A 22,465-nucleotide genomic window follows, 5' to 3' on the forward strand; every position below is an offset into this window, starting at 1 on the left:
CGGTCTCATTCCGAACCCGGAAGCTAAGCCTTTCAGCGCCGATGGTACTGCCCTGGAGACGGGGTGGGAGAGTAGGACGCCGCCGGACAACCATTACCGAACGGGGGTCAGAGCCACGCGCTCTGGCCCTCGTTCGCGTTTTCCGTTATTCAGCATTCGGCGGCTTGCGAGTGCGCCGCTATTCGATGAGGTACCCCGAACATGACTTCTCCGCGACGCGGTTCTGACGGCCCGCGCGGCTCCGGCAGCGGACGCCCCGGCGCGGGCTCCGGCCGGCCCGGTGCGCGTGCCCAGCGCCCGGCGGGCGCCTCCGGACGCCCCGGTGCCCCCCGCAACGTCGCCGGCGGTCGGGGGAGTGCACCGGACGGTGAGCGTCGATCCCGTCCGCAGAGCGACCGCGATGCCCGGTACTTCGCCGAGCGCGGTGAGAACTCGAGTCCCCGTCGCGGTTCCGACGACCGCGGCGGATCCGGCGGCCGACCCACCGGTCGTGCTCCTGCCGGCGGCGGGCGCAGCGGCGGGTCGTCACGTGACGACCGGGGTGGCTACCAGGGCGATCGGCCCCAGCGGGACCGTGCCCAGGGTGGCGGTTACCAGGGTGGCCGCGCCTCGGGTGGCGGTTACCAGGGTGGGCGCCCGTCGGGTGACCGCCCCCAGGGTGATCGGCCGCAGCGTGACCGTTCCCAGGGTGGGGGCAGCTGGCAGGACCGCCGTCCCTCCGGCGACCGCCCCCAGGGTGGCGGTTACCAGGGTGACCGTCCGCAGCGTGACCGTCCGCAGGGTGGTGGCTACCAGGGTGGCCGCCCCTCGGGCGACCGTCCGCAGCGTGACCGCCCGCAGGGTGGGGGCAGCTGGCAGGACCGTCGTCCCTCCGGTGACCGCCCCCAGGGTGGCGGCTACCAGGGCGGGCGCCCGTCCGGTGACCGTGACCGCCCCCAGGGGGATCGTCCGCAGCGTGACCGGCCTCAGGGCGGAAGCAGCTGGCAGGACCGTCGCCCCTCGGGTGACCGCCCGCAGGGTGACCGTTCACAGGGCTATCGCCCGCAGGGTGGCGGCGGTTGGCAGGACCGTCGCCCCGGCGGGGACCGACCGCAGAGCGGCAGCAGCTGGCAGGACCGCCGTCCCTCCGGTGACCGGCCCCAGGGCGACCGTCCGCAGCGCGACCGCCCGCAGGGTGGGGGCAGCTGGCAGGACCGCCGTCCCTCCGGTGACCGGCCCCAGGGTGATCGGCCGCAGCGTGACCGTCCCCAGGGTGGGGGCAGCTGGCAGGACCGTCGTCCCTCCGGTGACCGCCCCCAGGGTGGCGGTTACCAGGGTGACCGTCCGCAGCGTGACCGCCCGCAGGGTGGGGGCAGCTGGCAGGACCGTCGCCCCTCCGGCGACCGGCCCCAGGGCGACCGTCCGCAGCGTGACCGCCCCCAGGGCGGCAGCAGCTGGCAGGACCGTCGCCCCTCCGGAGACCGGCCCCAGCGCCCGAGCGCCGGCAGGTCTGACGCGGGAGGCGCGGGTAGCTGGCGTGACCGCCGCCCGTCGGACGACCGGCGCAGCACCCCCGACCGCGGCCCCCGTGTGGACGACCGGACCGATCGTCGTCCGCCGCTGCCGCCGGGCCCGGACCTCCCGGAGTGGGCGGACCCCCGCGAGCTCGACCCGGCGGTCCGCGCGGCGCTGAAGGGGCTCGACCCGCGCGGTGTCGACAAGGTCGCCGCGCACCTCGTCGCAGCGGGCACGCTCGTCGACGAGGAGCCGGAGCTCGCACTGGCCCACGCGCGGGCCGCACGTGATCGCGCCTCTCGTGTCGCCGTCGTCCGCGAAGCGGTCGGCGTCGCCGCCTACCACGCCGGTGACTACGCCGAAGCGGCGCGCGAGCTGCGCGCCTACCGGCGGATGAGCGGGGACCACGGCTATCGCGCGGTCCTGGCGGACTGCGAGCGGGCGCTCGGCCGCCCCGAAGTCGCCCTGCGGCTCGTGGCCGAGGCCCTCACCGAGTCCCCGGACCACGAGGAGATGGCCGAGCTGCGCCTCGTCGAGGCAGGAGCGCGCCGTGACCTCGGCGAGGACGCCGCCGCCAGGCTGGTGCTCGAGGCCGCCATGGGTGGGCGTCCGACTCCGGACTCGCTCACCGAGGGCGATGACGTCCGACTGCGCTTCGCCGCCGCCTACGCCGACCTGCTCCAAGCCCTCGGCGAGGAGGAGCTGGCCCAGCAGTGGCACGACGCCATCACCGCCGTGGATCCCGACGCGCTGGCGGACTCCGTCGAGTTCACCGACCTCATCGACGAGTTCGAGGACGACGAGCTCGGCGACGACGAGCCCGGCGACGAGGACGCGGCGTCGAGCGAGGTCGACCCGGAGGACGACGAGCTCGGCGACGCGGACACGCTCGAGGCCGCCATCGAGGCGGAGTTCGAGCAGTCCGACGCCGAGGGGCCGGTCGCCGAGGGTGCTGACTACCCGACCGCCGGCCGTTCGTTCCAGGACGAGGTCGAGGCCGAGGTCGCCGAGCTCCTCGGTGAGACCGGCGGCGACGCGGATGAGGACACCCCGGCCGAAGACGCGACGCCGGAGGCCTGACAGCACGAACCACCGACAACCGGGCGGCGGGTGTCCACACCCGCCGCCCGTGTCCACAGTCGGCGGGAAACCCTGTGCCAGGGCGGTGGCTCGCTCCAGGCTCTTCCCATGAGCGTGGCTGTGATCGACCGGAACGACGTGGTGCTACGGGGCAGGCTGTCAGCGCCGGCAGAGGCCCGGACCCTGCCCAGCGGGGACACGCTGGTGAGCTTCCGGTTGGTGGTGCGCCGGCCGGAGCCGCGGTCCAGCGGTCAGTCGGTGGACGTGCTCAGCTGCATCACCTACGACAAGGGGCTCCAGCGCCGGATCGCGGCGTGGCAGCCGGGGGACGTCGTGGAGGTCGAGGGCGCTCTCCAGCGGCGCTTCTGGCGCACCGGGTCGGGCACCGCGTCGGTGTGCGAGGTCAACTGCCGCCGCGGCCGCAAGGTGCCCCGCACCGCGGGCTCGGCGGCCGAGCGCACGGCGTGAGCCGCCGGTCAGTCCGCCAGGGGACGCAGGACCAGACCGGTCCGGGGCTTGGGGACGAACAGCGTGGACTTCCGTGGCATCCGGGCTCCCGCCCGTGCGACAGCGGCCACGTCGGCCGGCGACGGGGGGCGCAGCAGCAGGGCGACGCCGTCGCGCTCGGCTGCGGTCCGCAGGGCGTCCTCGACGGTGTGGGCGATGAGCACGCTCTCGGGCTCGTCGGTCCGCGACCACAGCCCCTCGATCAGACCCTTGTGCGCCAGCACCACGTCGAGTCCACGCCAGGCGGCGGGCGCCTCCGACGGCACCAGGTCGCGGACCGCCGGCGTCGGGTCGCTCAGCTGCAGCAGCCGGCCGCCGTCGCTCAGCAGGAAGCCGGACGCGGCGGGGTCGGCGAGCCAGGCGTCCACGGCAGCGGCGACGGGCGACGGGCCGTCGTGGACCGGTACGTCCTCGACGGTGAAGCCCCTCGCGGCGTCCCGGGCGGCGTCGTCGAGGCGGAGGTCGGGCAGCACGCGGTGGATGGCCGCGACGCGCAGCCCGCCCGGGCCCATCGGGGTCAGCAGTGCGAGGACGGCGTCGCATCCACGGCACCCCGGATCGGTGCGCTGGTGGGCGCGGGCGGCGGCGAACCGGTGGTGCCCGTCGGCGATCACCGCACCCGTGCGTCCGAGCGCCGCGCCGATCCCGGTGACGAGCGCGGCATCGGTCACGCGCCACAGCCGGTGCCGGACGCCGTCGTCGTCAACGATCTGGAGCACCGGCTCCGTACGACGGACGCGCTCGGTGAGGTCGGCGACCTCGGGGTCCGGATCGTGGGCGAGGACGATCGGCTCGAGGTCGGTGCGGGTCGCCGCCAGGAGCGCCCGGCGCCCCTCCACCGCCTCGGGGAAGGTGTCCTCGTGGGGGAGCACTGCGGTCGAGGCCGGGGAGGGCAGGACGACGGCGCCCAACCAGCCCACGGTCGGGGCTCCGCCATCAGCGGGCCGCAGCTCGTAGACCCACAACGCTGGCACCGGGTCCCGGACGAGGACGTCCTCGTCCTGCCAGGCGGCCAGCGTGCGTGCCGCCTGCGCCGCCCAGGGCGGGGACCCGTCGGCGGCCCGCGGCGGCGCGGAGCCGTCAGCGGTGTCGGTCTCGGGCAGGATGAGGCGCACGATGTTGTGCGGATCGGCTCCGGCGAGCCGCTCCCGCCCGGCTGCGGTGACCAGGTCGTACGCCGGCGAGGTCACCCGGGCCAGGTGGGCGGCGTCCCGCACGCGGTAGGTCAGGGCCCGGAACGGCCGCACCTCGAGACCTGCCGCGGGATCGGACGGGCGGCGGTCCGGCGACGACGAGGGCACGACCAAATCGTAGGAGCGCCGTCGACCGGTGCCGTCGCGAGACCGGCGCGGAGGAGACGTGCGGCGCCGCGGATGCCGCGGTCCGCCACCACGGGAAGGACACACACATGACCGACACCGGTGCCGGGAGGTCCGACGGAACCGAGCTGCCCTCGCTGGCCGGCGGGTCGCCCACCCCCTTGACCGAGGCGCACGACGTGGCCCTGCTGGACCTCGACGGTGTCGTCTACGTCGGCCCGGACGCCGTGCCCGGCGTGCCCGAGGCGCTGCGGGGCGTCCGGGACGCCGGCATGCGGCTGGGCTTCGTCACCAACAACGCCGCCCGCACGCCCGAGGACGTGGCGGCACATCTGACCGAACTCGGCGTCGAGGCCACGGCAGCCGACGTGATCACCAGCTCGCAGGCGGCCGCGACCGTCGTCGCGGAACTCCTGGGGCCCGGCGCGCGCATCCTCGCCGTCGGCGGCCCCGGCGTCGCGACGGCCGCCCGCGCCGCCGGGCTGGTCGTCGTGGACCGGGCGGAGGACGAGCCGGACGCGGTCGTGCAGGGCTACGGCCGGGAGGTCGGCTGGGCCCAGCTCGCCGAGGCCGTCGTCGCGGTGCGCAACGGTGCCCGGCACGTCGCCACGAACGCCGACGCCACGATTCCGTCCCCCCGAGGTCCGCTCCCGGGCAACGGGGCCATGGTCGGCGTGGTCAGCGCGGTCACCGGGCGGCCCCCGCTGATCACCGGCAAGCCCGATCCGGCGATGCACGCCGAGTGCGTGCGGCGCACCGGCGCCCAGCGTCCGCTCGTGGTCGGTGACCGGCTGGACACCGACATCGAGGGCGCCCGGCGGGCCGATGCGGCCAGCCTGCTCGTGCTGTCCGGGGTCACCGATGCGGCCACGCTGCTCGCCGCTGTCCCGGGGCACCGGCCCGACCACCTGTCCCGGGACGCGGCCGGCCTGCTGGCGGTCCACCCGCCGGTCCTCCGTGACGGGGCGGGGTGGCGGTGCGGGGACTGGGTGGTCCGGCCGGCCGAGGCCGACGGTCTCCTGCTGGTGCACGAGCCGGGCCGGCAGGCGCAGACGGACCACGCGGCACCCGGGAGCGACGGGCTCGACGGGTTGCGGGCGCTCTGCGTGGCCCACTGGGCCCGGCACCCCGACGACGGCGCCGACGCTCGCCTCCTCGGCGAGGGCACCTCGGCTCGCGAGGCCCTCAGCGAGTGGGGGCTCGCGACCGGCTGACGCGGCCCGCGTGTCAGAGGAGCTTGCGGAGCCGGAGGAGGTCGCGCAGTCCCGCCTCGAGCTTCACCCGTCCCGTCGCCCACGCCGGACCGAACGAGAGCTCGCCAGCGGTCAGGGCCACGAGGTCGTCGCTGGTCATGGTGAGCCGGATGTCGGCCTTGGCCAGGTCGGGACCGTGCGGGACCACGTGCACGTCGCGGACGGCGCCCGAGGCCAGCCGGCCCATGACCACCTGGTCGAGGTCGGTCAGCCGGCAGGACAGGCTGCGGTCCAGGCCGGCCGCGGCCGGGTTGGCCGCCAGGTCGTCGAGGATGCCGCGCAGGGCGGTGAGGCACTGATCCATCGTGGCCACGGGGGCGCATCTCCTGCCGACGTCGGGACGTACCGGGCGCCAGACGGTATCGCCTGCGCTCCGTCACGCCGTGCCCCGTCGTCGGTGACCGGTAACCTCGGCGGGGCACGGACCGGCAGCCCGCCGTCGTGCGGACGTCGACTCCGACGGCCACCTCCCAGCACCTCACGCGCAGAAGGCGATGACGATGACCGAGCCGAGCTCGCCGCGACCCCTGCCGGGTCCGCCGCGCCCGGTCGCGGGTCCGGCCGCGCCGTCCCCGTCGTCGAGCGGGCCGAAGCCGGCGTCCGCGGAGCAGCAGCGTCCGGCCCCCGACCGCTTCGCCGAGCTGGAGCAGCGCCCCGTGGCCGAGCACGTCGCGGTCTTCGAGGCCGAGCACGGCCGGCTCCAGCGCGAGCTCGGCACGATCGACCAGCTCTGATGGCCCGTCGCCGACTCGATGCCGAGCTCGTGCGCCGGGGCCTGGCGCGGTCCCGCGAGCACGCGGTCGCGCTGATCGCCGAGGGCCGGGTCGCCGTCTCCGGTCGGGCCGCGACCAAGCCCGCCACGGGCGTGGACGCCGGTGACCCGGTGGTGGTCCGCACGGATCCCGACCAGCCCAGCTGGGTCTCCCGCGGCGCGCGCAAGCTGCTCGGCGCCCTGGAGGCGTTCCCGGTGGCGATCGAGGGTCGTCGCGCGCTGGACGCCGGCGCCTCCACCGGCGGCTTCACCCAGGTGCTGCTGAGCCGGGGCGCCGCCGAGGTTGTGGCCGTCGACGTCGGCTACGGCGAGCTGGCCTGGCCGCTGCGCACCGACGACCGGGTGCACGTCCTCGAGCGCACCAACGTCCGCACCCTGACCGCCGAGGGGATCGGCGGCGCCGTCGACCTGGTCGTCGCCGACCTGTCGTTCATCTCGCTGCGCCTGGTCCTCCCGGCGCTCACCGGGTGCGCCGCCGCGGAGGCCGATCTGCTGCCGATGGTGAAGCCCCAGTTCGAGGTCGGCCGGGAGCGGCTCGGCGCCGGTGGCGTCGTCCGGGATCCCGAGCACCGGGTGCAGTCCGTCCTGGGGGTGGCCACCGCCGCGGCGGTCCTCGGCTGGGGAACCGCCGGCGTGGTCGCCAGTCCGCTGCCCGGCCCGGCCGGCAACGTGGAGTTCTTCCTGTGGTTGCGCCGCGATGCGGGACCGGTTCAAGAGCACGACATCCGTCGAGCAGTCCAGGAGGGACCGCAGTGAGTCCGACCAGCGAGGGCAGGACTTCCCTGCAGCCACGGCGCGTGCTGCTGACCGTGCACACCGGCCGGCGGGACATCGTGGCCCTGGCCCGTAGCTCCGCCGCGCGGCTGCAGGAGAGCGGCATCGTCGTGCGCCTGCTCGACGACGAGGCCAAGGAGCTGGACATCACCGGCGCCGAGGTGGTGCCGGCGGACGCCGAGGCCGCCCGCGACACCGAGATCGTGATGGTCTTCGGCGGCGACGGCACCTTCCTGCGCGCCGCCGAGCTGGCTCGCTTCACCGACGCCGCTCTCATGGGCGTGAACCTGGGCCGGGTCGGCTTCCTCGCCGAGACCGAGCCCGAGGCGGTCGAGGAGACCCTGCAGGCCATCGAGCGGTGCGAGTACTCCGTGGAGGAGCGACTGGCCATCGAGGTCGACGTCGTCGACGTCGACGGCACGGTCGTCGGCGGCACCTGGGCACTCAACGAGGTGTCGATCGAGAAGGCCGAGCGCTCCCGCGTGCTCGACGTGGTCATCCTCATCGACGGCCGGCCGCTGACCAGCTTCGGCTGCGACGGCGTGCTCTGCGCAACCCCGACCGGGTCGACCGCCTACGCCTTCTCCGCCGGCGGCCCCGTGGTCTGGCCCGACGTCGAGGCGCTGCTGCTCGTCCCGACCAACGCCCACGCGCTCTTCGCCCGCCCGCTGGTCACCTCGCCGAACTCGGTGCTCACCGTCTCGGTCCCCGCCGACGGCAACCGGGCACGCGTCTCGGCGGACGGACGCCGGATGGTCAGCGTCCCCGACGGCGGCCGCGTCGACGTCCGGAAGGCGTCCCGGCCCGTGCGGATCGCGCGCGTGCACGCATCGACCTTCGGCGACCGGCTGGTCGCCAAGTTCGGCCTGCCCGTGCGCGGCTTCCGCGACGCCCGGCACGCCGGTCCCGGCCACGAGCTGACCACCAGCCGGAACGTCTTCGACCGCGAGGTCGTCGACGGGAACGGCGACGTCGTGGCCGGAGGGGAGGCGGCCGGTGGCGGCACGCGCGACGACGGCTGAGCCGGCCGCCCCGGCGCCGACCGCCGACGCCACCGGCCCCGGACGGCTGACCGAACTGCGGATCCGCGGACTGGGGGCGATCGACGACGTCACCCTCGAGTTCGGCCCGGGCCTGACGGTGGTGACCGGTGAGACCGGCGCCGGCAAGACGATGGTCGTCACCGGGCTCACGCTGCTCTTCGGCGGTCGCGCCGATCCGGGCCGCGTCCGGGCGAACGGCCGGGCCGGGGTCGAGGGACGGCTGGCCCTGCCACCGGACTCACCGGTGTGGCAGCGCGCCGCCGACGCCGGCGCCGACCCCGACGACGACGGCAGCCTCATCCTCGCCCGCACGGTGAGCGCCGAGGGGCGCTCCCGGGCGTTCCTCGGCGGGCGGAGCGTGCCGGTCGGCGTCGTCTCCGAGCTGGCCGAGAGCCTGCTCGCCGTCCACGGGCAGACCGATCAGCTGCGCCTGTCCCGACCGGCCGAGCAGCGCCGGGCCCTGGACCGCTACGCCGGCCCGGAGCACCTGGCGCTCCTCGAGCGCTACCGCGCGGCGCACGACCGCTGGCGGACCGCGGCCGCCGAGCTCGACCGGCGCCGCACCCAGGCGCGCGAGCTGGCCCAGGCCGCCGACGTGCTGCGGCACGGGCTCGAGGAGATCGAGGCCGTGGCTCCCGAGCCCGGCGAGGACGAGGCGCTCGCCACCCAGGTGAAGCGGCTCAGCGACGCCGATGCGCTGCGCGCCGCCGCCGACGAGGCGCGCATGGCGCTGGTCGGCGACGTGACCGGCGACCTCGGCGGGGGAGAGGTGCCCCAGGACGCCACCGCCGCGCTGGCCATCGCCGAGCGCGCGCTCGCCGCGTCCGACGACCCGACCCTGGTCCTGCTCGCCCAGGACCTCGCCGACGCCGTCGCGGTGGTGTCCGATGTCGCCGCGCAGCTCTCCGGCTACGTGGCCGACCTCGACGCCGACCCCGCCCGCCTGGCCGAGGTGCTCGACCGGCGGTCGCTGATCACCGGCCTGGTCCGCAAGTACGCCGAGGTCGGCGAGGGCGTGGCCGGGGTGCTCGCCTGGGCGGCCGACGCGGCGCACCGGCTGGCCCAGCTGGACGTCTCCGACGAGGCGCTCGAGCAGCTCGCCGCCGAGCGGGACGCCGCGCGTGCGGAGGTCGACGCGCTCGGCGCCGAGATCTCCGCCGGCCGCCGGTCGGCCGCAGACGGCTTCGCCGCCGAGGTGGGGCGCGAGCTGGCCGGGCTGGCCATGAAGAGCGCCCGCGTCTCCTTCGCCATCGACAGCCACCCCGACGAGCCCGGCCCCGAGGGCATCGACCAGGTCGCCCTGCTGCTCGCCGCGCACCCCGGCGCCCCCGCGCGCCCGGTGCACAAGGGCGCGTCGGGTGGCGAGCTCTCCCGCGTCATGCTCGCCATCGAGGTGGTCTTCGCGGGCGCCGATCCGGTGCCGGTGATGGTCTTCGACGAGGTGGACGCCGGTGTCGGCGGATCGGCCGCGGGCGAGATCGGTCGGCGGCTGGCGCAGCTGGCCCGGCAGCACCAGGTCGTCGTCGTCACCCACCTGGCGCAGGTCGCGGCCTTCGCCGACACGCACCTCGTCGTCGACAAGTCCCCGGACACCGGAGCCGGGGTCACGGCCACCGACATCCGCGCGGTCGAAGACGACGACCGGGTGCGCGAGCTGGCCCGCATGCTCTCCGGGCTGGCCGACAGCGACACCGGCCAGGCGCACGCCCGCGAGCTGCTCGCCGTCGCCGGGCAGGCGCGCCGCTGACCCGTCGAGCCCGGTCGGGTGATCCGGCTTTGCACGACCGATCTCCGGGGTAGTGGTCGGCGGTGACCTGCTTCTCCTCGGCCGACGAGTCGGCCCACTACGGGTTTTCCGTCTGCATGCTGCTCGACCAGTACCGCGAGCAGCTCGGCTGGGAGCGGGACGGTGTCGTCGAGCTGGGCAGCGGTGACGCCACCGCCATCTCCGACGTCGTGGCCAGCCTCCCGGGGCTGCGGGTGCGCGGCTTCGACATCAGCGCCGCCTCGGTCGCGAAGGCCCGGGAGAACATCCGCGCGCGGGGGGTCGACGGCCGCTACACCGTCGAGCTGGGGGACTTCTTCGACCAGGCCGACGCCACCGGCGGCCCGCAGATCGCGACCGTGATCTCCAACCCGCCCTACATCCCCGCGCCCGACCGCGACATCCTCATGCCCGAGCTGTGGGGCGGCGTGCACGGCAACGACCTCGTGCTGCAGCTGCTGAAGTCCGGTTACGACAACGTCATCGCCGCCGTCGCCAGCTACTCCGACCCGGTGGCCACCGTGCGCACCGCCGAGGACGCCGGATACCGCGTCGCCAACTTCCTCGCCATGGGCCTGGACTACGGCGCGTACAGCAGCGAGCCGAAGGTCCGCGACCACATCCGCCGGCTCTGCGACGAGGGCCGCGGCTGGGCCGGGGACGACGAGTACATGGTCGCCATCGCGCTGTTCACCCGGAACCCCGATGTACCCGGTGACCGCGCCGACCAGCTGCTGCGTTCTCTCCAGATCAATCTGTGATCCTCCGGATCACACCGCGGCCAGGAGGCGTACCCCTGCTGCGCTGAGCACGTCCCCGGCCCTCCTCGGGGAACCCTCCGGGTCCCCGCTCGTCGGGCCGCCTCGCAGGGCGGCGCCAGTGATCCGCGAGGGGGACCCTTCGGGCCCGCCCTCGCGGATCACTACCTCCGCTTGGCGTAGCCGGCGAGGCCAAACTGCAGGAGGGCCAGGCCGCGGCGGCCCTGGCGGCGCAGCTCGCCGGAGAGCTCCGGCCCGGTGACGCCGGCCAGCACCCGGTCGCGCGCCAGCTCCAGCAGCGACGCGTACAGCCCGAGGACGGCGTGCGCGGCGAGCCACGGCTCGACCTGCCCCGGCCACGCTCGCGTCTCCTCGGCGATGAGCCCCGCCAGCGCGTCGGTCAGCTCGCCCAGGATCTCCCGCTCCCGCACCTGCAGGGTCCGGCTGCCACGGATGACCCGCGCCATCCGGGCGACGCCGTCGGCCGCCTCCGGCGCGCCGAGCAGCCCCACCGCGGCGACGACGAAGCTGCCGGCCGCTGCCGACACGGACTCTCCGGAGGGGCGCGTGCGCACCGCGTCGAGCAGCGCCTCCCGCATGGGCGGGTCGGCGTCGAAGACCAGGCCCTCCTTCATCGGGAAGTGGTTGAAGACGGTCTTCTCGACCACACCCGCGCGCTTGGCGATCTCGACCACGCTGACGCTGTCGAAGCCCCGCTCGGCGAACAGCTCGGCGGCCGCGTCGACGATCCGCGCCCGTGTCTCCTGGTAACGCTGCTCACGTCGGCCCGGCGCGCGGGCGCCGCGGCGCGCGGCGTCGGCGGCACCCTCGCCGCCCGCTGCACCCGGCTCTGCCGAGCCCGGCGCGCGCGATGCGGCGGAGGTCTGCTCCGTGCCGTCGTCCGCGACCTCGACGGGAGGTTCGGGCGGCGGGGGAGCGGTGGGGAACGCCCTGATCAGCGGCGAGGGGACCGACGGCGGGCGTTCGGTCTCCGGTGCCGCCGGAACGGGGGGAAGAGGGTCGGTACGGGGCACAGCGCGGGCCACTCCAGTCACGGGCGCAACGCTAGTCACGAGTCGGTAACGATCCCTCGTGAGCGCCGACGCGTGCGCCGCTGGCGTGTCGCGCCACCCCTGGTGTCGCGCACTCTGCGTGACTGTCGGGTCGCACTCGCGCGTCGGTGGAACGGCCGGTCGGCCACGCGTGAAAGCATGGAGGTCATGCGCATCGGCACTCTCGGACGTCGCCGGGCACAGGAGTCGGGCCCCGGGGTCAGTGGCACCGCCCGGTTGGACCGCCGCACGAAGAACCTGACCAAGCGACTGCGGCCCGGCGACATCGCCGTCATCGACCACGTCGACATCGACCGCGTCAGCGCCGACGCCCTCGTGGGCTGCAAGGTCGCCGCCGTCGTCAACGCCGCGCCCAGCACCTCCGGCCGCTATCCCAACCTCGGCCCGGAGATCCTGGTGAACGCCGGCATCCCGCTGCTCGACGGCGTCGGGCGGGACGTCTTCGCCGCCCTGAAGGAGGGCACCCGGGTCCGCCTGCACGAGGGGCAGCTGCTGACCGAGGACGGCACCGTCGTCGCCGAGGGGGTCGCCCAGGACGCCGAGCTCGTCGCCGCCTCCATGGCCGAGGCGCGGGCGGGGCTGTCCACCCAGCTCGAGGCGTTCGCGGCCAACACGATGGAGTACATGAAGCGCGAGCGCGCGCTGCTCCTCGACGGCGTCGGCGTGCCGGACGTGACCACGCCGATCGACGGCCGGCACGTGCTCATCGTCGTCCGGGGCTATGACTACAAGGAGGACCTGCACGCGCTGCGGTCCTACATCCGGGACTACCGGCCGGTCCTGATCGGCGTCGACGGCGGCGCCGACGCGCTCATCGAGGCCGGCTACCAGCCCGAGATGATCATCGGCGACATGGACTCGGTGAGCGACGCCTCGCTCACCTCCGGGGCTGAGGTCGTCGTGCACGCCTACCCCGACGGGCGGGCTCCGGGCCTGCCCCGGGTGCAGGAGCTCGGCGTGGACGCCATCACCTTCCCGGCGGCCGCCACCAGCGAGGACATCGCGATGCTGCTCGCCGACGAGAAGGGCGCCAAGCTCATCGTCGCCGTCGGCACGCACGCCACCCTCGTGGAGTTCCTGGACAAGGGACGCGGCGGCATGGCCTCCACCTTCCTGACCCGGCTGCGGCTGGGCGGCAAGCTGGTCGACGCCAAGGGCGTCAGCCGCCTCTACCGCAGCCGCATCTCCACCGCGGCGCTGGTGGTGCTGGTGCTCGCGGCGTTCGTCGCCATCGGCTCCACCCTCGCGGTGTCCTCGGCCGGACGGGTCTACCTCGATCTGCTGCTCGACCAATGGAACAGCTTCGTGTTCTGGCTGGAGAACCTCTTCTCGTGATCGACTTCCGCTACCACCTGGTCTCGCTGATCGCCGTGTTCCTGGCGATCGCGCTCGGGATCGTCATCGGCACCACCCAGCTCAACGGGCCGATCCTCGACCGCCTGGAGAGACAGGTGGACTCCCTCGAGCAGGACAAGCGGGCGCTGGAGGACTCGACGCGGACCCTGCAGAGCGAGCTCGACACCTCCGACGAGTTCGAGACCGCGCTCGCCCCGGCCCTGGTCGAGGGCGCCCTGGCCGGCACCGGCGTGCTGCTGGTCGTCGCCAGCGAGGAGGTCGACTCCGACGACGTCGAGGAGGTCAGCGCGCTGATCACCCAGGCCGGCGGGAACGTCACCGGGCAGATCTCGCTGACCCCGGCCTACACCGACCCCTCGTCGGAGTCGAGTCTGCTCAGCTACGCCACCGGCTCCGGCCTGCCCGCGGGCATCACGCTGCCCGACGTCGACGACGCCGGACAGCTGGTCGGCTCCCTGCTGGCCCAGGTGCTGATGGTGCCGTCGGGCGGCGTCGCCCCCGACACCGCCGCCACGTCGTCGGTCCTCGCCGGACTGCCCGCCCTCGAGGTGCTGACCACCGACAGCGACTCGGTGAGCCCGGCCAACGTCGCCCTCGTGCTCACCGCCGACGAGTTCACCGGCGAGCAGGCGGCCGAGCGGAACGAGACCCTGATCGAGCTGCTCACCGCGCTGGACGCCGCGGGCTCGGGCGTGGTCGTCGCCGGCGACGCCGCCTCGGCCCGTGCGAACGGCCTGATCGGCGCCGTGCGCGACGACACCGGCACGTCGGCCGCCATCTCGACCGTCGACAACATCAGCTCCCCGGCCGGCCGGATCAGCACCGTGCTCGCCCTCCGCGCCGAGACCGAGGGCACCTCGGGCGCCTACGGCACCGGCGAGGACACCCAGCCGGTCCCGCCGGTCCGGTCCGACACCCCGTGACGACGCGGCCCTCCGCCCGCAGCCGGGCCGGGCTCGTGCTCGCCGGTGCCGCGGCCGGCCGGGCCGCGCTCGCCGCCGCGAACGCCCTCTCCGCCACGGAGGCGGGCGCCGCGTGGCGGCGCACCAACTACGCCGGCCGGCCGGTCACCCTGCTCGGCGGCCCGGCGCTCGCCGTGGCCGCCACCGCCGGCGGGCTGCTCGGCGCCCCGGCCGGGTTGCGCGCGGCCACCGTCGTGGTCGGCGGTGTCTCCGGCCTGGTCGGCGGCTACGACGACCTCGCCGGCGCACGGCCGGAGCAGGCCCGCGACAAGGGGCTGGCCGGGCACCTGCGGGCACTGCGCGCCGGACGGGTCTCCGCGGGCGCGGTCAAGGTCGCCGGCATCGGCGCCGCCGGCGCGGTCGCCGCGTGGCTCACCACCCGAGGTCGCGGGCCGCGCGCCGTGGCCGACGCCGTCCTCACCACCGGGCTGGTCGCGGGGACCGCGAACCTGGTCAACCTGCTCGACCTGCGCCCCGGCCGCGCCGCCAAGGCCGGCGTCCTCGCGGCCGCCGCCACGGTCGGCGGGCCGGTGGGCGGCCTGGTGGCCGGCCCGCTCGGCGCCACCCTCGCGGTGCTGCCCGACGACCTGGGCGAGCGGGTGATGCTCGGCGACGCCGGGGCGAACGCGCTCGGCGCGCTGCTCGGCCTGAGGCTGGCCGCCGTGCCGTCCCGCGGCCGCCGTGCGGGGCTGCTCGGCGCGATCACCGCGCTCACGCTGGCCAGCGAGAAGGTCAGCTTCACGCGGGTCATCGAGGCCACCCCCGGCCTGCGCGACCTGGACCGGCTCGGCCGCCGGACGTCGTGACCCGCCGCACGGTCGCCCAGGGGGTCGCCGGCGCGGCGGCGCTGATCGCCGTCCTCACCCTGCTGGCCCGCGTGGCCGGCTTCGGACGCCAGCTGGTGTTCACCAACGCGGTGGGCGCCGGCACCACCGGCGACACGTACCAGGCGGCCAACACCGTCCCGAACATCGTCTTCGAGGTCGTCGCCGGTGGAGCGCTCGCCAGCCTCGTGGTGCCGATGCTCGCCGGAGGGATCGCGGCCGGGAACCGGGAGCAGGTGCGCCGGACGGCCTCGGCGCTGCTGGGCTGGACCCTGCTGGTCCTGACGCCGCTGGCGCTGCTCATCGCCGTGTTCGCCGGACCGATCGCCCGGCTGCTCGGCCCCGGCGAGCCGGCGGAGGTCGACCTCGCCGCCCGGCTGCTGCTCGTCTTCGCGCCCCAGGTCGTCCTCTACGGCATCGGCATCGTGCTCGCCGGCGTCCTGCAGGCGCACCGGCACTTCGCCGCTCCCGCCGTGGCCCCGCTGCTCTCCAGCGTGGTGGTGGCCTCGGCGTACCTGCTCTTCGCGGGCATGGGCGGCAGCCGCGACGTTCCCGACCTGACCCGGTCGGCCGAGCTCGTCCTCGGCGTGGGGACGACGCTGGGCGTTGTGGCGCTGAGCCTGAGCCTGCTCGTCCCGCTGCGCCGGCTCGGCCTGGGCCTGCGGCCGTCGCTGCGCTTCCCGGTCGGCGCGGCGCCGCGGGTGCGCCGGCTGGCCGTGGCCGGCGTGCTCACCCTGGCCGGGCAGCAGCTGGTCGCCTTCGTCGCGATCCGGCTCACCGGCGGCGACGCACCCGACGGCAGCCTCGTGATCTACGGCGCCGCCCTCACGCTCTTCCTCGTCCCGTGGGCCGCGCTGGCCGTCCCCCTGGCGACGTCGGCCTACCCCGGGCTGTCCGAGCGGGCCGAGCTCGGCGACGACGCCGGGTACGCCCGGGCGCTCGCCCCGGTCACCGCCTTCGTCGTCGCTGCCTCGGCAGGGGCCGCCGCGGTGCTGATCGCGGTGGCCGGTCCCATGGCACGGCTCTTCCTGAGCTCCGGCTCCGACGCCGGCGTCGAGGCCCTGCGCGACACCACGATCGCCTTCGCCCCGGGGCTCGTCGGCTACGGGCTCGTCGCCGTCCTCACCCGGGCGCTGTACGCGCGTGGGCAGTGGAAGGCGCCCACCGTCTGCGTGGTCGGCGGCTGGCTGGTCGCCGTCGTCGCGGACGTCGTCCTCGCCGCCGTGCTGCCGGCCGCCGATCGCGCGGCGGCGCTCGGAGCCGGGCACACGCTCGGCGTCACCGTCGCGGGTCTGGCGCTGCTCGTCGTGGTCGCCCGATCGGCTCCCGCGGGCTCGCTCGCCGGGCTGCCCCGCATCGGGACGACGGCGCTCGCCGCCGCAGCGGCGGCCGCGGCCGCCGGGCTCGCCCTCTCCCGGGCCCTCGGCGCGGACCCGGTACCCGACGAGGGGGTCCTCGCCGCGGTCGGCGTGGGGGTGCTGGCCGGAGCGCTCGTGCTCCTCGTCTTCCTGGCCGTCATGATGGGGGCCGCACGCGGCCCGCTGACCGCCGCGTTCCGCGCCCTGCGCGCGCCCGACCGGCAGGAGGTGCACCGTGGCTGAGCGGCCGCTCGCAGGGCGCCGGGTCGTCGAGGTGCTGGCCACCAGCGCCGGTGGCGTCGGCACCCACGTCCGTGCGCTGCTCCCGGTGCTCCGCGAGGCCGGCGCCGACGTGGGCGTCTGCGGTGCACCGGCCACCGAGGAGCTGTTCGGCTTCACCGCGACCGGAGCCGACTTCACGCCCGTCGGGATCTCCACCGGGCTGGCACCCGCCGCCGACGCCCGCGCGGTGCTGCAGCTGCGCCGCGCGCTGGCCGGGGCGGACCTCGTGCACGCGCACGGGCTGCGCGCCGGGCTGGTCGCCGCGGCCGCGCTGCGTGTTCCGGGAGGTCGAGGCCGCTCCGGGCCCCGGCCGCCGCTGGTCCTGACCCTGCACAACGCCCTGCAGGAGGGTGGCGGCCGGCTGCGCGGTGCGCTGCAGGCCCTGGAGCGGCTGACCGTGCGCGGCGCCGACCTCGTGCTCGCCGTCTCGAGCGACCTGGCCGCCAACGCCCGCCGCGCCGGCGCCCCGGACGTGCGCGTCGCCCCGGCCCTCGCCCCGCCGCTGGCGCCCGCTCAGCGCGGCCGCGCGGAGGTCCGCGCGGAGCTCGGCCTCCCCGACGGCCGCCCACTGGTGGTGGCGGTGGGCCGGTTGCACCCGCAGAAGGGCTACGACGTGCTGCTCGACGCGGTGTCCCGCTGGAGCGGCCGCGAGTCGGCACCGCTGTTCGCCGTCGCGGGGGACGGCCCCCTGCAGGACGAGCTCGCCGCCCGGATCGCCGCCGAGCGGCTGCCGGTCGTGCTGCTCGGGCGGCGCAGCGACGTCGCCGACCTGCTCGGTGCCGCCGACGTGTGCGTGCTGCCCTCGCGGTGGGAGGGCAGCCCGTTCACCGCCCAGGAGGCGCTCCGCGCCGGCACCCCGCTGGTCTCGACCCGCGCCGGGGGGATCCCCGAGCTGGTGGGGGAGGGGGCGGTCCTGGTGCCCGTCGGCGACGCCGCCGCGCTCGCCGACGCCCTGGAGCACGTGCTCACCGACCCGGCGCACGCCGCCGCCCTCGCCGAGGCCGGCCGTCGGCAGGCGTCGCAGTGGCCGGACGATGCGGGCGCCGGCCGCCGCGTGGCCGCCGTCTACCGCGAGCTGCTGGGCGCGCCGGCAGCCGGGTCCCGGTGACCGGGGCCCGGCGGTGGGCCCTGCCGCTGGTGCTGCTGCTGACGGTGCTGCTCGGCTGGGCGCCGCCGGCCGCCGCCGCGGACGACGACGCGCCGTCCGTGGACCGCGTCGTCGTGGTGGGCGTGCCCGGTCTGGTGTGGAGCGACGTCGACCCCGAGACCACCCCCACCCTGTGGGCCATGGCCGAGCAGGGGTCGGTCGGCGCCCTGTCGGTGCGGGCCGCCCGCGGGACCACCTGCCTGCTCGACGGCTGGGCGACGCTCGGCGCCGGCAACCGCGCCCGCTTCCCGGGCCCCGACGAGGGGCTGCCGCCGGTTCCGCTGCCGACGGTGCCGCTGCCCGAGGAGGGGCCCGGGGAGCCGGTCCCCGACGGCGCCCCGGCCCCGGGCGACGACGCCGGGACCGACGGGGAGGAGCCCGAACCGCGGGTCGACACCTCGCTGTCGCACTGCGGGCTGCAGGAGCGGATCGCCGCGGTGGCGCTGGACGACCCGGCGGCCACCGTGCAGCGCACCGCCGACGACGAGGGCACGAGCAGGTTCGGCGCCGAGCCCGCGGCGCTGGGCGCCGGCGTCGGCTGCGCCGCCGTCTCGGGACGCGCGGCCGCCCTGGCCGCGGCCGCGCCCGATGTCGCGCTGGACCGGAGAGCCTCGCTGCCGGCCGACCCGGCCGAGCTCACCGCCTTCCTCGGCGGCTGCGACCTGGCTCTGGTCTCCCTCGACCAGCTCACGCTGGCCGGGAGCCCCGGCGCCGACCAGACCGACGACGGCACCGAGCCCCGCCCGCGGGCCGGCGCCCTGGGCCGCATCGAGGAGTCGCTGGTCCGGCTGCAGGCCGCCGTCGAAGCGCTGCCGGGCGAGACGCTGGTGCTGCTCGCCGGGATCTCCGAGGTCAACGACGGCCGCCCGCAGCTGCACGTCGCCATCGCCACCGGCCCGGGCTTCGACGGCGGCGGCTGGCTGCGCTCGGCGAGCACGGGACGCGCGCCCTACGTCCAGCTGATCGACCTCGCGCCCACCGCGCTGCGCGCCCTCGGGCTGGACGTCCCGGCCTCGATGAACGGGCAGCCGCTGCGCGCCACCGGCGACCGGCCGGCGCTGGCCGACGCGGTGACCGACCTCGAGCGGATGAACGTCGCGGCCACGGTGCACCACCGCAACGTCGGCGACTTCTTCTGGCTCGTGGTCACCGTCGGGGCCGTGCTGGTCGGCCTCGGCGTCCTGCTGCTCGGGCTGCGCGCCGGCCCGCGGGAACCCGGCGCGCCGGTCCGCCGGGCCCGCGCGGCGCTGCGGGTGCTGTGCCTCGCCGTCGCGGCGCTGCCGGTGGCCACGTACCTGGCCGGGTTCGTCCCCTGGGAGCGCAGCGACGCCCCGCTGCGGTCGCTGGTCCTGGCGGTGCTGGGCGCCGTCGTCGGAGTCACCGCCGTCGCGGCGCTGGGGCCCTGGCGGCGCAGCCGGCTGGGGCCACCCCTGGTGGTCCTGGTCATCACCTTCGGCACGCTGGTGGGCGATGTGCTGACCGGCTCGATGCTGGAGCTCAACGGCCTGCTCGGGTACGACGCCATCGTCGCCGGCCGGTTCACCGGCTACGGGAACCTGAGCTTCGGCCTGCTGTCGGTGAGCGCGCTGCTGGTCACCGCCGCGGTGGCCACGGCCGTCGGGCGCCGGGTGCCGCCGGATCGGCGCCGGCTCGCCGTGGGCGCCGTCGTCCTCGGTGCCGGCGTCCTCACCGTCGGCGTCATCGGCGCCCCGCCGCTGGGCCGCGACTTCGGTGGCGTGCTCGCCGCGCTGCCCGGGTTCCTGCTGCTGGCGATGCTGCTCACCGGGCTGCGGGTCACCGTCGCCCGGCTGGTCGTGATCCTGGCCGCCGCGGTCGTCGCCGTCGGCAGCATCGCCGTCCTCGACTGGTCGGGGCCGGCCGCCGAGCGCAGCCACCTGGGCCGGTTCGTCGAGCAGGTCCTCACCGGCGAGGCGTGGACGGTCGTCTCGCGGAAGGCGTCCGCCAACCTGGACATCCTGCTGGGCAGCCCGCTGGCCTGGATGCTGCCGGTCGCGCTGGTGGCGGCGGTGTGGCTGCTCCGGCCCGGCGGGCCGCTGCGCAGCGCCGACGGCGTGCCGCCCGGCGGTCTGGCCGCCGCAGACGCGACGGTGCTGCGCGCCGGCCTGCTCGCCGGTGCGCTGAGCCTGACGCTGGGCGCCGCGGTCAACGACTCCGGCGTCGCGCTCCCGGCCACGGCGGCCGCGCTGCTGGTGCCCCTGCTGATCTGGCTGGCGGCGGCTCCGCGGCCCGGCGCCCCCACGGAGGGGGAGGGCGCACGTGGCGCTGCCCACTCGGGCCCGGACGACGACCCGGACCGTGTTACGGTCGTCTCCCGTGGATCGACCGTCTGGAACGCCTGAATCCGTCGCGTCACGCGGCCTCCTCCGCAACTCCCAGCCGACGAAGTTCGTCTTCGTCACCGGCGGGGTTGTCTCCTCACTCGGCAAGGGTCTGACCGCCAGTTCGCTGGGGGCGCTGCTGTCCGCCCGCGGGCTGCGGGTGACCATGCAGAAGCTGGACCCCTACCTCAACGTCGACCCCGGGACGATGAACCCGTTCCAGCACGGCGAGGTCTTCGTCACCGAGGACGGCGCCGAGACCGACCTCGACGTCGGCCACTACGAGCGCTTCCTCGACATCGACCTCTCCGGCCGGGCCAACGTCACCACCGGCCAGGTCTACTCGGACGTGATCGCCAAGGAGCGCCGCGGCGAGTACCTCGGTGACACCGTGCAGGTCATCCCGCACATCACCAACGAGATCAAGTCGCGGATCCTGGCCGGCGCCGACAGCGCGGAGCGCGTCGACGTCGTCATCACCGAGATCGGCGGCACCGTCGGCGACATCGAGTCGCTGCCCTTCCTCGAGGCCGCCCGCCAGGTCCGCCACGAGATCGGCCGGGACAACTGCTTCTTCCTGCACATCTCGCTGATCCCCTACATCGCGCCGTCGGGCGAGCTGAAGACCAAGCCGACCCAGCACTCGGTCGCCCAGTTGCGCAGCATCGGCATCCAGCCCGACGCGATCGTGTGCCGCTCGGACCGTGAGATCTCCGACGGGCTCAAGCGCAAGATCAGCCTGATGTGCGACACCGACGTCGAGGGCGTCGTCTCCTGCCCGGACGCGCCGTCGATCTACGACATCCCGAAGGTGCTGCACAGCGAGGGACTGGACGCCTACGTCGTCCGCCGGCTCGGGCTGCCCTTCCGGGACGTGGACTGGACCGTCTGGGGTGACCTGCTCGACCGGGTGCACGCGCCCAGGCAGACGGTGACGATCGCGCTGGTCGGCAAGTACATCGACCTGCCCGACGCCTACCTCTCGGTGACCGAGGCCCTGCGCGCCGGCGGGTTCGCCCACCGCAGCCGGGTGCAGATCCGCTGGGTGCCCTCGGACGACTGCGCGACCCCCGACGGCGCCGCCAAGGCGCTGGCCGGCGTCGACGGCGTCTGCATCCCCGGCGGCTTCGGCGTCCGCGGCATCGAGGGCAAGCTCGGCGCCATCCGGCACACCCGGACCAACGGCATCCCGACCCTCGGGCTGTGCCTGGGTCTGCAGTGCATGGTCATCGAGTACGCCCGCGACGTCGCCGGGCTGGAGAAGGCCAACTCCACCGAGTTCGACCCCGAGACCCCCGAGGCCGTCATCGCGACCATGGCCACCCAGCTGGACGTCGTCTCCGGGGAGCGCGACATGGGCGGCACGATGCGCCTGGGCAGCTACCCGGCCTCGCTGCAGCACGGCTCGGTGGTCGCGGGCGTCTACGGCTCGACCGAGATCACCGAGCGGCACCGGCACCGCTACGAGGTGGCCAACGCCTACCGCGACCGGCTCAACGAGGCCGGCCTGGTCTTATCGGGCACCTCGCCCGACGGCACGCTGGTCGAGTTCGCCGAGCTGCCCGCCGACGTCCACCCGTTCTTCGTCGGCACCCAGGCACACCCCGAGCTCAAGAGCCGCCCGACCCGGCCGCACCCGCTGTTCGCCGGCTTCGTCCAGGCCGCCATCGACTACCAGGAGTCCGCACGGCTCCCGGTGATCATCGATGAGGCGCAGCAGGTCGGCACCTGATGACCGACGCCGCCGACGGGCACGACTACCGGGTCGTGGCCAGCGAGCCCGTGTACGACGGACGCATCATCTCGCTGCGCCGCGACACCGTGGCCATGCCCGGCGGCGGCGACTCGGTGCGCGAGGTCGTGTCCCACCCGGGTGCCGTCGCCGTCATCGCGCTGGACGACGACGGCCGGGTGGTGCTGCTCCGGCAGTACCGGCACCCCGTGGGCGGCTACCTCTGGGAGCTGCCCGCCGGCCTCCGGGACGCCGACGGCGAGCCTCCGCTGGAGACGGCGAAGCGCGAGCTGGCCGAGGAGGTGCTGCTGGCCGCCGAGCGGTGGTCGCTGCTGACCACCACGTACAGCACGGCGGGCTTCTGCGACGAAATGGTGCTGGTCTACCTGGCTGAGGGCCTCCACGACGCCGCGCTGCCCGACGGGTTCGTCGTCGAGAACGAGGAGCTCGACATGACGATCGAGCGGGTGCCGCTCGCCGACGCCGTGCAGCGGGTGTTCGACGGCGACATCCGCAGCGCCGCCGCGGTGGTCGGCATCCTCGCGGCGGCGCAGGTGCGCGCCACCGGTCCCCGGCTGCGGGACGTCTCCGCCACCTGAGCGCGGCACGCCCGCCTCTGCGACCTGC

Annotated in this window: 19 protein-coding genes and 1 rRNA gene; 17 read left to right on the forward strand and 3 right to left on the reverse strand. The window is 75.7% G+C overall.

Translation table 11 applies throughout. The features are described 5' to 3' along the window. From rrf to CRP29_RS09910, 3 genes are all read left to right on the forward strand, one after another. Window positions 1–88, forward strand: a 5S ribosomal RNA gene (rrf, locus tag CRP29_RS09900); the annotation flags it as partial. Window positions 89–1,569: 1,481 nt separating this feature from the next. Beyond that, window positions 1,570–2,574, forward strand: a complete 1,005-nt coding sequence (locus CRP29_RS22695) for a tetratricopeptide repeat protein (protein ID WP_176522909.1) — start codon at window positions 1,570–1,572, stop codon at window positions 2,572–2,574. A 108-nt stretch (window positions 2,575–2,682) separates the two neighbouring features. Then, window positions 2,683–3,042, forward strand: a complete 360-nt coding sequence (locus CRP29_RS09910) for a single-stranded DNA-binding protein (RefSeq protein WP_097194925.1) — start codon at window positions 2,683–2,685, stop codon at window positions 3,040–3,042. 8 nt (window positions 3,043–3,050) lie between these two features. Here CRP29_RS09910 and CRP29_RS09915 read toward each other — a convergent pair whose 3' ends face one another. Then, a complete protein-coding gene (locus CRP29_RS09915) occupies window positions 3,051–4,382 on the reverse strand; it encodes a DUF1015 domain-containing protein (RefSeq protein WP_245852713.1) in 1,332 nt (443 codons plus the stop codon). A gap of 107 nt (window positions 4,383–4,489) precedes the next feature. On the opposite strand from CRP29_RS09915, the gene CRP29_RS09920 reads away from it, so the two are divergent. Beyond that, a complete protein-coding gene (locus CRP29_RS09920; RefSeq protein WP_097194927.1) occupies window positions 4,490–5,614 on the forward strand; it encodes an HAD-IIA family hydrolase in 1,125 nt (374 codons plus the stop codon). A gap of 13 nt (window positions 5,615–5,627) precedes the next feature. Here the strand turns inward: CRP29_RS09920 and CRP29_RS09925 are convergent, their stop codons facing one another. After that, window positions 5,628–5,957 (reverse strand): alkyl sulfatase C-terminal domain-containing protein, encoded by a 330-nt coding sequence (locus CRP29_RS09925; protein WP_245852772.1) that lies wholly within the window; start codon window positions 5,955–5,957, stop codon window positions 5,628–5,630. Window positions 5,958–6,153: 196 nt separating this feature from the next. Between CRP29_RS09925 and CRP29_RS09930 the strand changes: the two genes are divergently transcribed. The 5 genes from CRP29_RS09930 (at window position 6,154) to CRP29_RS09950 (ending at window position 10,768) form a co-directional block, all read left to right on the forward strand. Then, a complete protein-coding gene (locus CRP29_RS09930) occupies window positions 6,154–6,387 on the forward strand; it encodes a hypothetical protein (RefSeq protein WP_097194929.1) in 234 nt (77 codons plus the stop codon). Further along, the gene (locus tag CRP29_RS09935; protein WP_097194930.1) at window positions 6,387–7,181 is read left to right on the forward strand and encodes a TlyA family RNA methyltransferase; all 795 of its coding nucleotides are present in this window, start codon (window positions 6,387–6,389) and stop codon (window positions 7,179–7,181) included. The genes CRP29_RS09930 and CRP29_RS09935 overlap by 1 nt, the downstream gene beginning before the upstream one ends. Then, a complete protein-coding gene (locus tag CRP29_RS09940) occupies window positions 7,178–8,221 on the forward strand; it encodes an NAD kinase (RefSeq protein WP_217991526.1) in 1,044 nt (347 codons plus the stop codon). The genes CRP29_RS09935 and CRP29_RS09940 overlap by 4 nt, the downstream gene beginning before the upstream one ends. Next, window positions 8,196–9,989 carry a DNA repair protein RecN gene (gene recN / locus CRP29_RS09945; RefSeq protein WP_097194931.1) on the forward strand — a complete coding sequence of 598 codons (1,794 nt, stop codon included), beginning with the start codon at window positions 8,196–8,198 and terminating at the stop codon, window positions 9,987–9,989. Before CRP29_RS09940 ends, recN begins: the two co-directional genes overlap by 26 nt. A 116-nt stretch (window positions 9,990–10,105) precedes the next feature. Continuing rightward, window positions 10,106–10,768 (forward strand): class I SAM-dependent methyltransferase, encoded by a 663-nt coding sequence (locus CRP29_RS09950; protein ID WP_245852714.1) that lies wholly within the window; start codon window positions 10,106–10,108, stop codon window positions 10,766–10,768. A gap of 161 nt (window positions 10,769–10,929) precedes the next feature. Here the strand turns inward: CRP29_RS09950 and CRP29_RS09955 are convergent, their stop codons facing one another. Then, window positions 10,930–11,820 (reverse strand): TetR/AcrR family transcriptional regulator, encoded by an 891-nt coding sequence (locus CRP29_RS09955; protein ID WP_245852715.1) that lies wholly within the window; start codon window positions 11,818–11,820, stop codon window positions 10,930–10,932. 165 nt (window positions 11,821–11,985) lie between these two features. Between CRP29_RS09955 and steA the strand changes: the two genes are divergently transcribed. Genes steA through CRP29_RS09995 form a run of 8 tightly spaced genes read left to right on the forward strand, consistent with a single transcriptional unit; the run spans window position 11,986 to window position 22,437 of the window. Then, entirely contained in the window at window positions 11,986–13,173 is a 1,188-nt protein-coding gene (steA, locus tag CRP29_RS09960; RefSeq protein WP_097195483.1) for a putative cytokinetic ring protein SteA, read from the forward strand. Next, window positions 13,170–14,117, forward strand: a complete 948-nt coding sequence (locus CRP29_RS09965) for a copper transporter (protein ID WP_097194934.1) — start codon at window positions 13,170–13,172, stop codon at window positions 14,115–14,117. The genes steA and CRP29_RS09965 overlap by 4 nt, the downstream gene beginning before the upstream one ends. Beyond that, a complete protein-coding gene (locus CRP29_RS09970) occupies window positions 14,114–14,962 on the forward strand; it encodes a hypothetical protein (protein ID WP_097194935.1) in 849 nt (282 codons plus the stop codon). The genes CRP29_RS09965 and CRP29_RS09970 overlap by 4 nt, the downstream gene beginning before the upstream one ends. Continuing rightward, complete coding sequence (murJ, locus tag CRP29_RS09975) at window positions 14,959–16,581, forward strand: murein biosynthesis integral membrane protein MurJ (RefSeq protein WP_097194936.1); 1,623 nt, start codon at window positions 14,959–14,961, stop codon at window positions 16,579–16,581. The genes CRP29_RS09970 and murJ overlap by 4 nt, the downstream gene beginning before the upstream one ends. Further along, the gene (locus tag CRP29_RS09980) at window positions 16,574–17,728 is read left to right on the forward strand and encodes a glycosyltransferase family 4 protein (protein WP_097194937.1); all 1,155 of its coding nucleotides are present in this window, start codon (window positions 16,574–16,576) and stop codon (window positions 17,726–17,728) included. The genes murJ and CRP29_RS09980 overlap by 8 nt, the downstream gene beginning before the upstream one ends. After that, the gene (locus CRP29_RS09985; RefSeq protein WP_097194938.1) at window positions 17,725–20,127 is read left to right on the forward strand and encodes a hypothetical protein; all 2,403 of its coding nucleotides are present in this window, start codon (window positions 17,725–17,727) and stop codon (window positions 20,125–20,127) included. The genes CRP29_RS09980 and CRP29_RS09985 overlap by 4 nt, the downstream gene beginning before the upstream one ends. Next, the gene (locus tag CRP29_RS09990; RefSeq protein ID WP_097194939.1) at window positions 20,102–21,838 is read left to right on the forward strand and encodes a CTP synthase; all 1,737 of its coding nucleotides are present in this window, start codon (window positions 20,102–20,104) and stop codon (window positions 21,836–21,838) included. The genes CRP29_RS09985 and CRP29_RS09990 overlap by 26 nt, the downstream gene beginning before the upstream one ends. Further along, complete coding sequence (locus tag CRP29_RS09995; protein ID WP_097194940.1) at window positions 21,838–22,437, forward strand: NUDIX domain-containing protein; 600 nt, start codon at window positions 21,838–21,840, stop codon at window positions 22,435–22,437. Before CRP29_RS09990 ends, CRP29_RS09995 begins: the two co-directional genes overlap by 1 nt. Window positions 22,438–22,465 lie beyond the last annotated feature (28 nt).

The sequence above is a fragment of the Blastococcus aggregatus genome, from assembly GCF_900221005.1.
GTDB lineage: Bacteria > Actinomycetota > Actinomycetes > Mycobacteriales > Geodermatophilaceae > Blastococcus > Blastococcus aggregatus.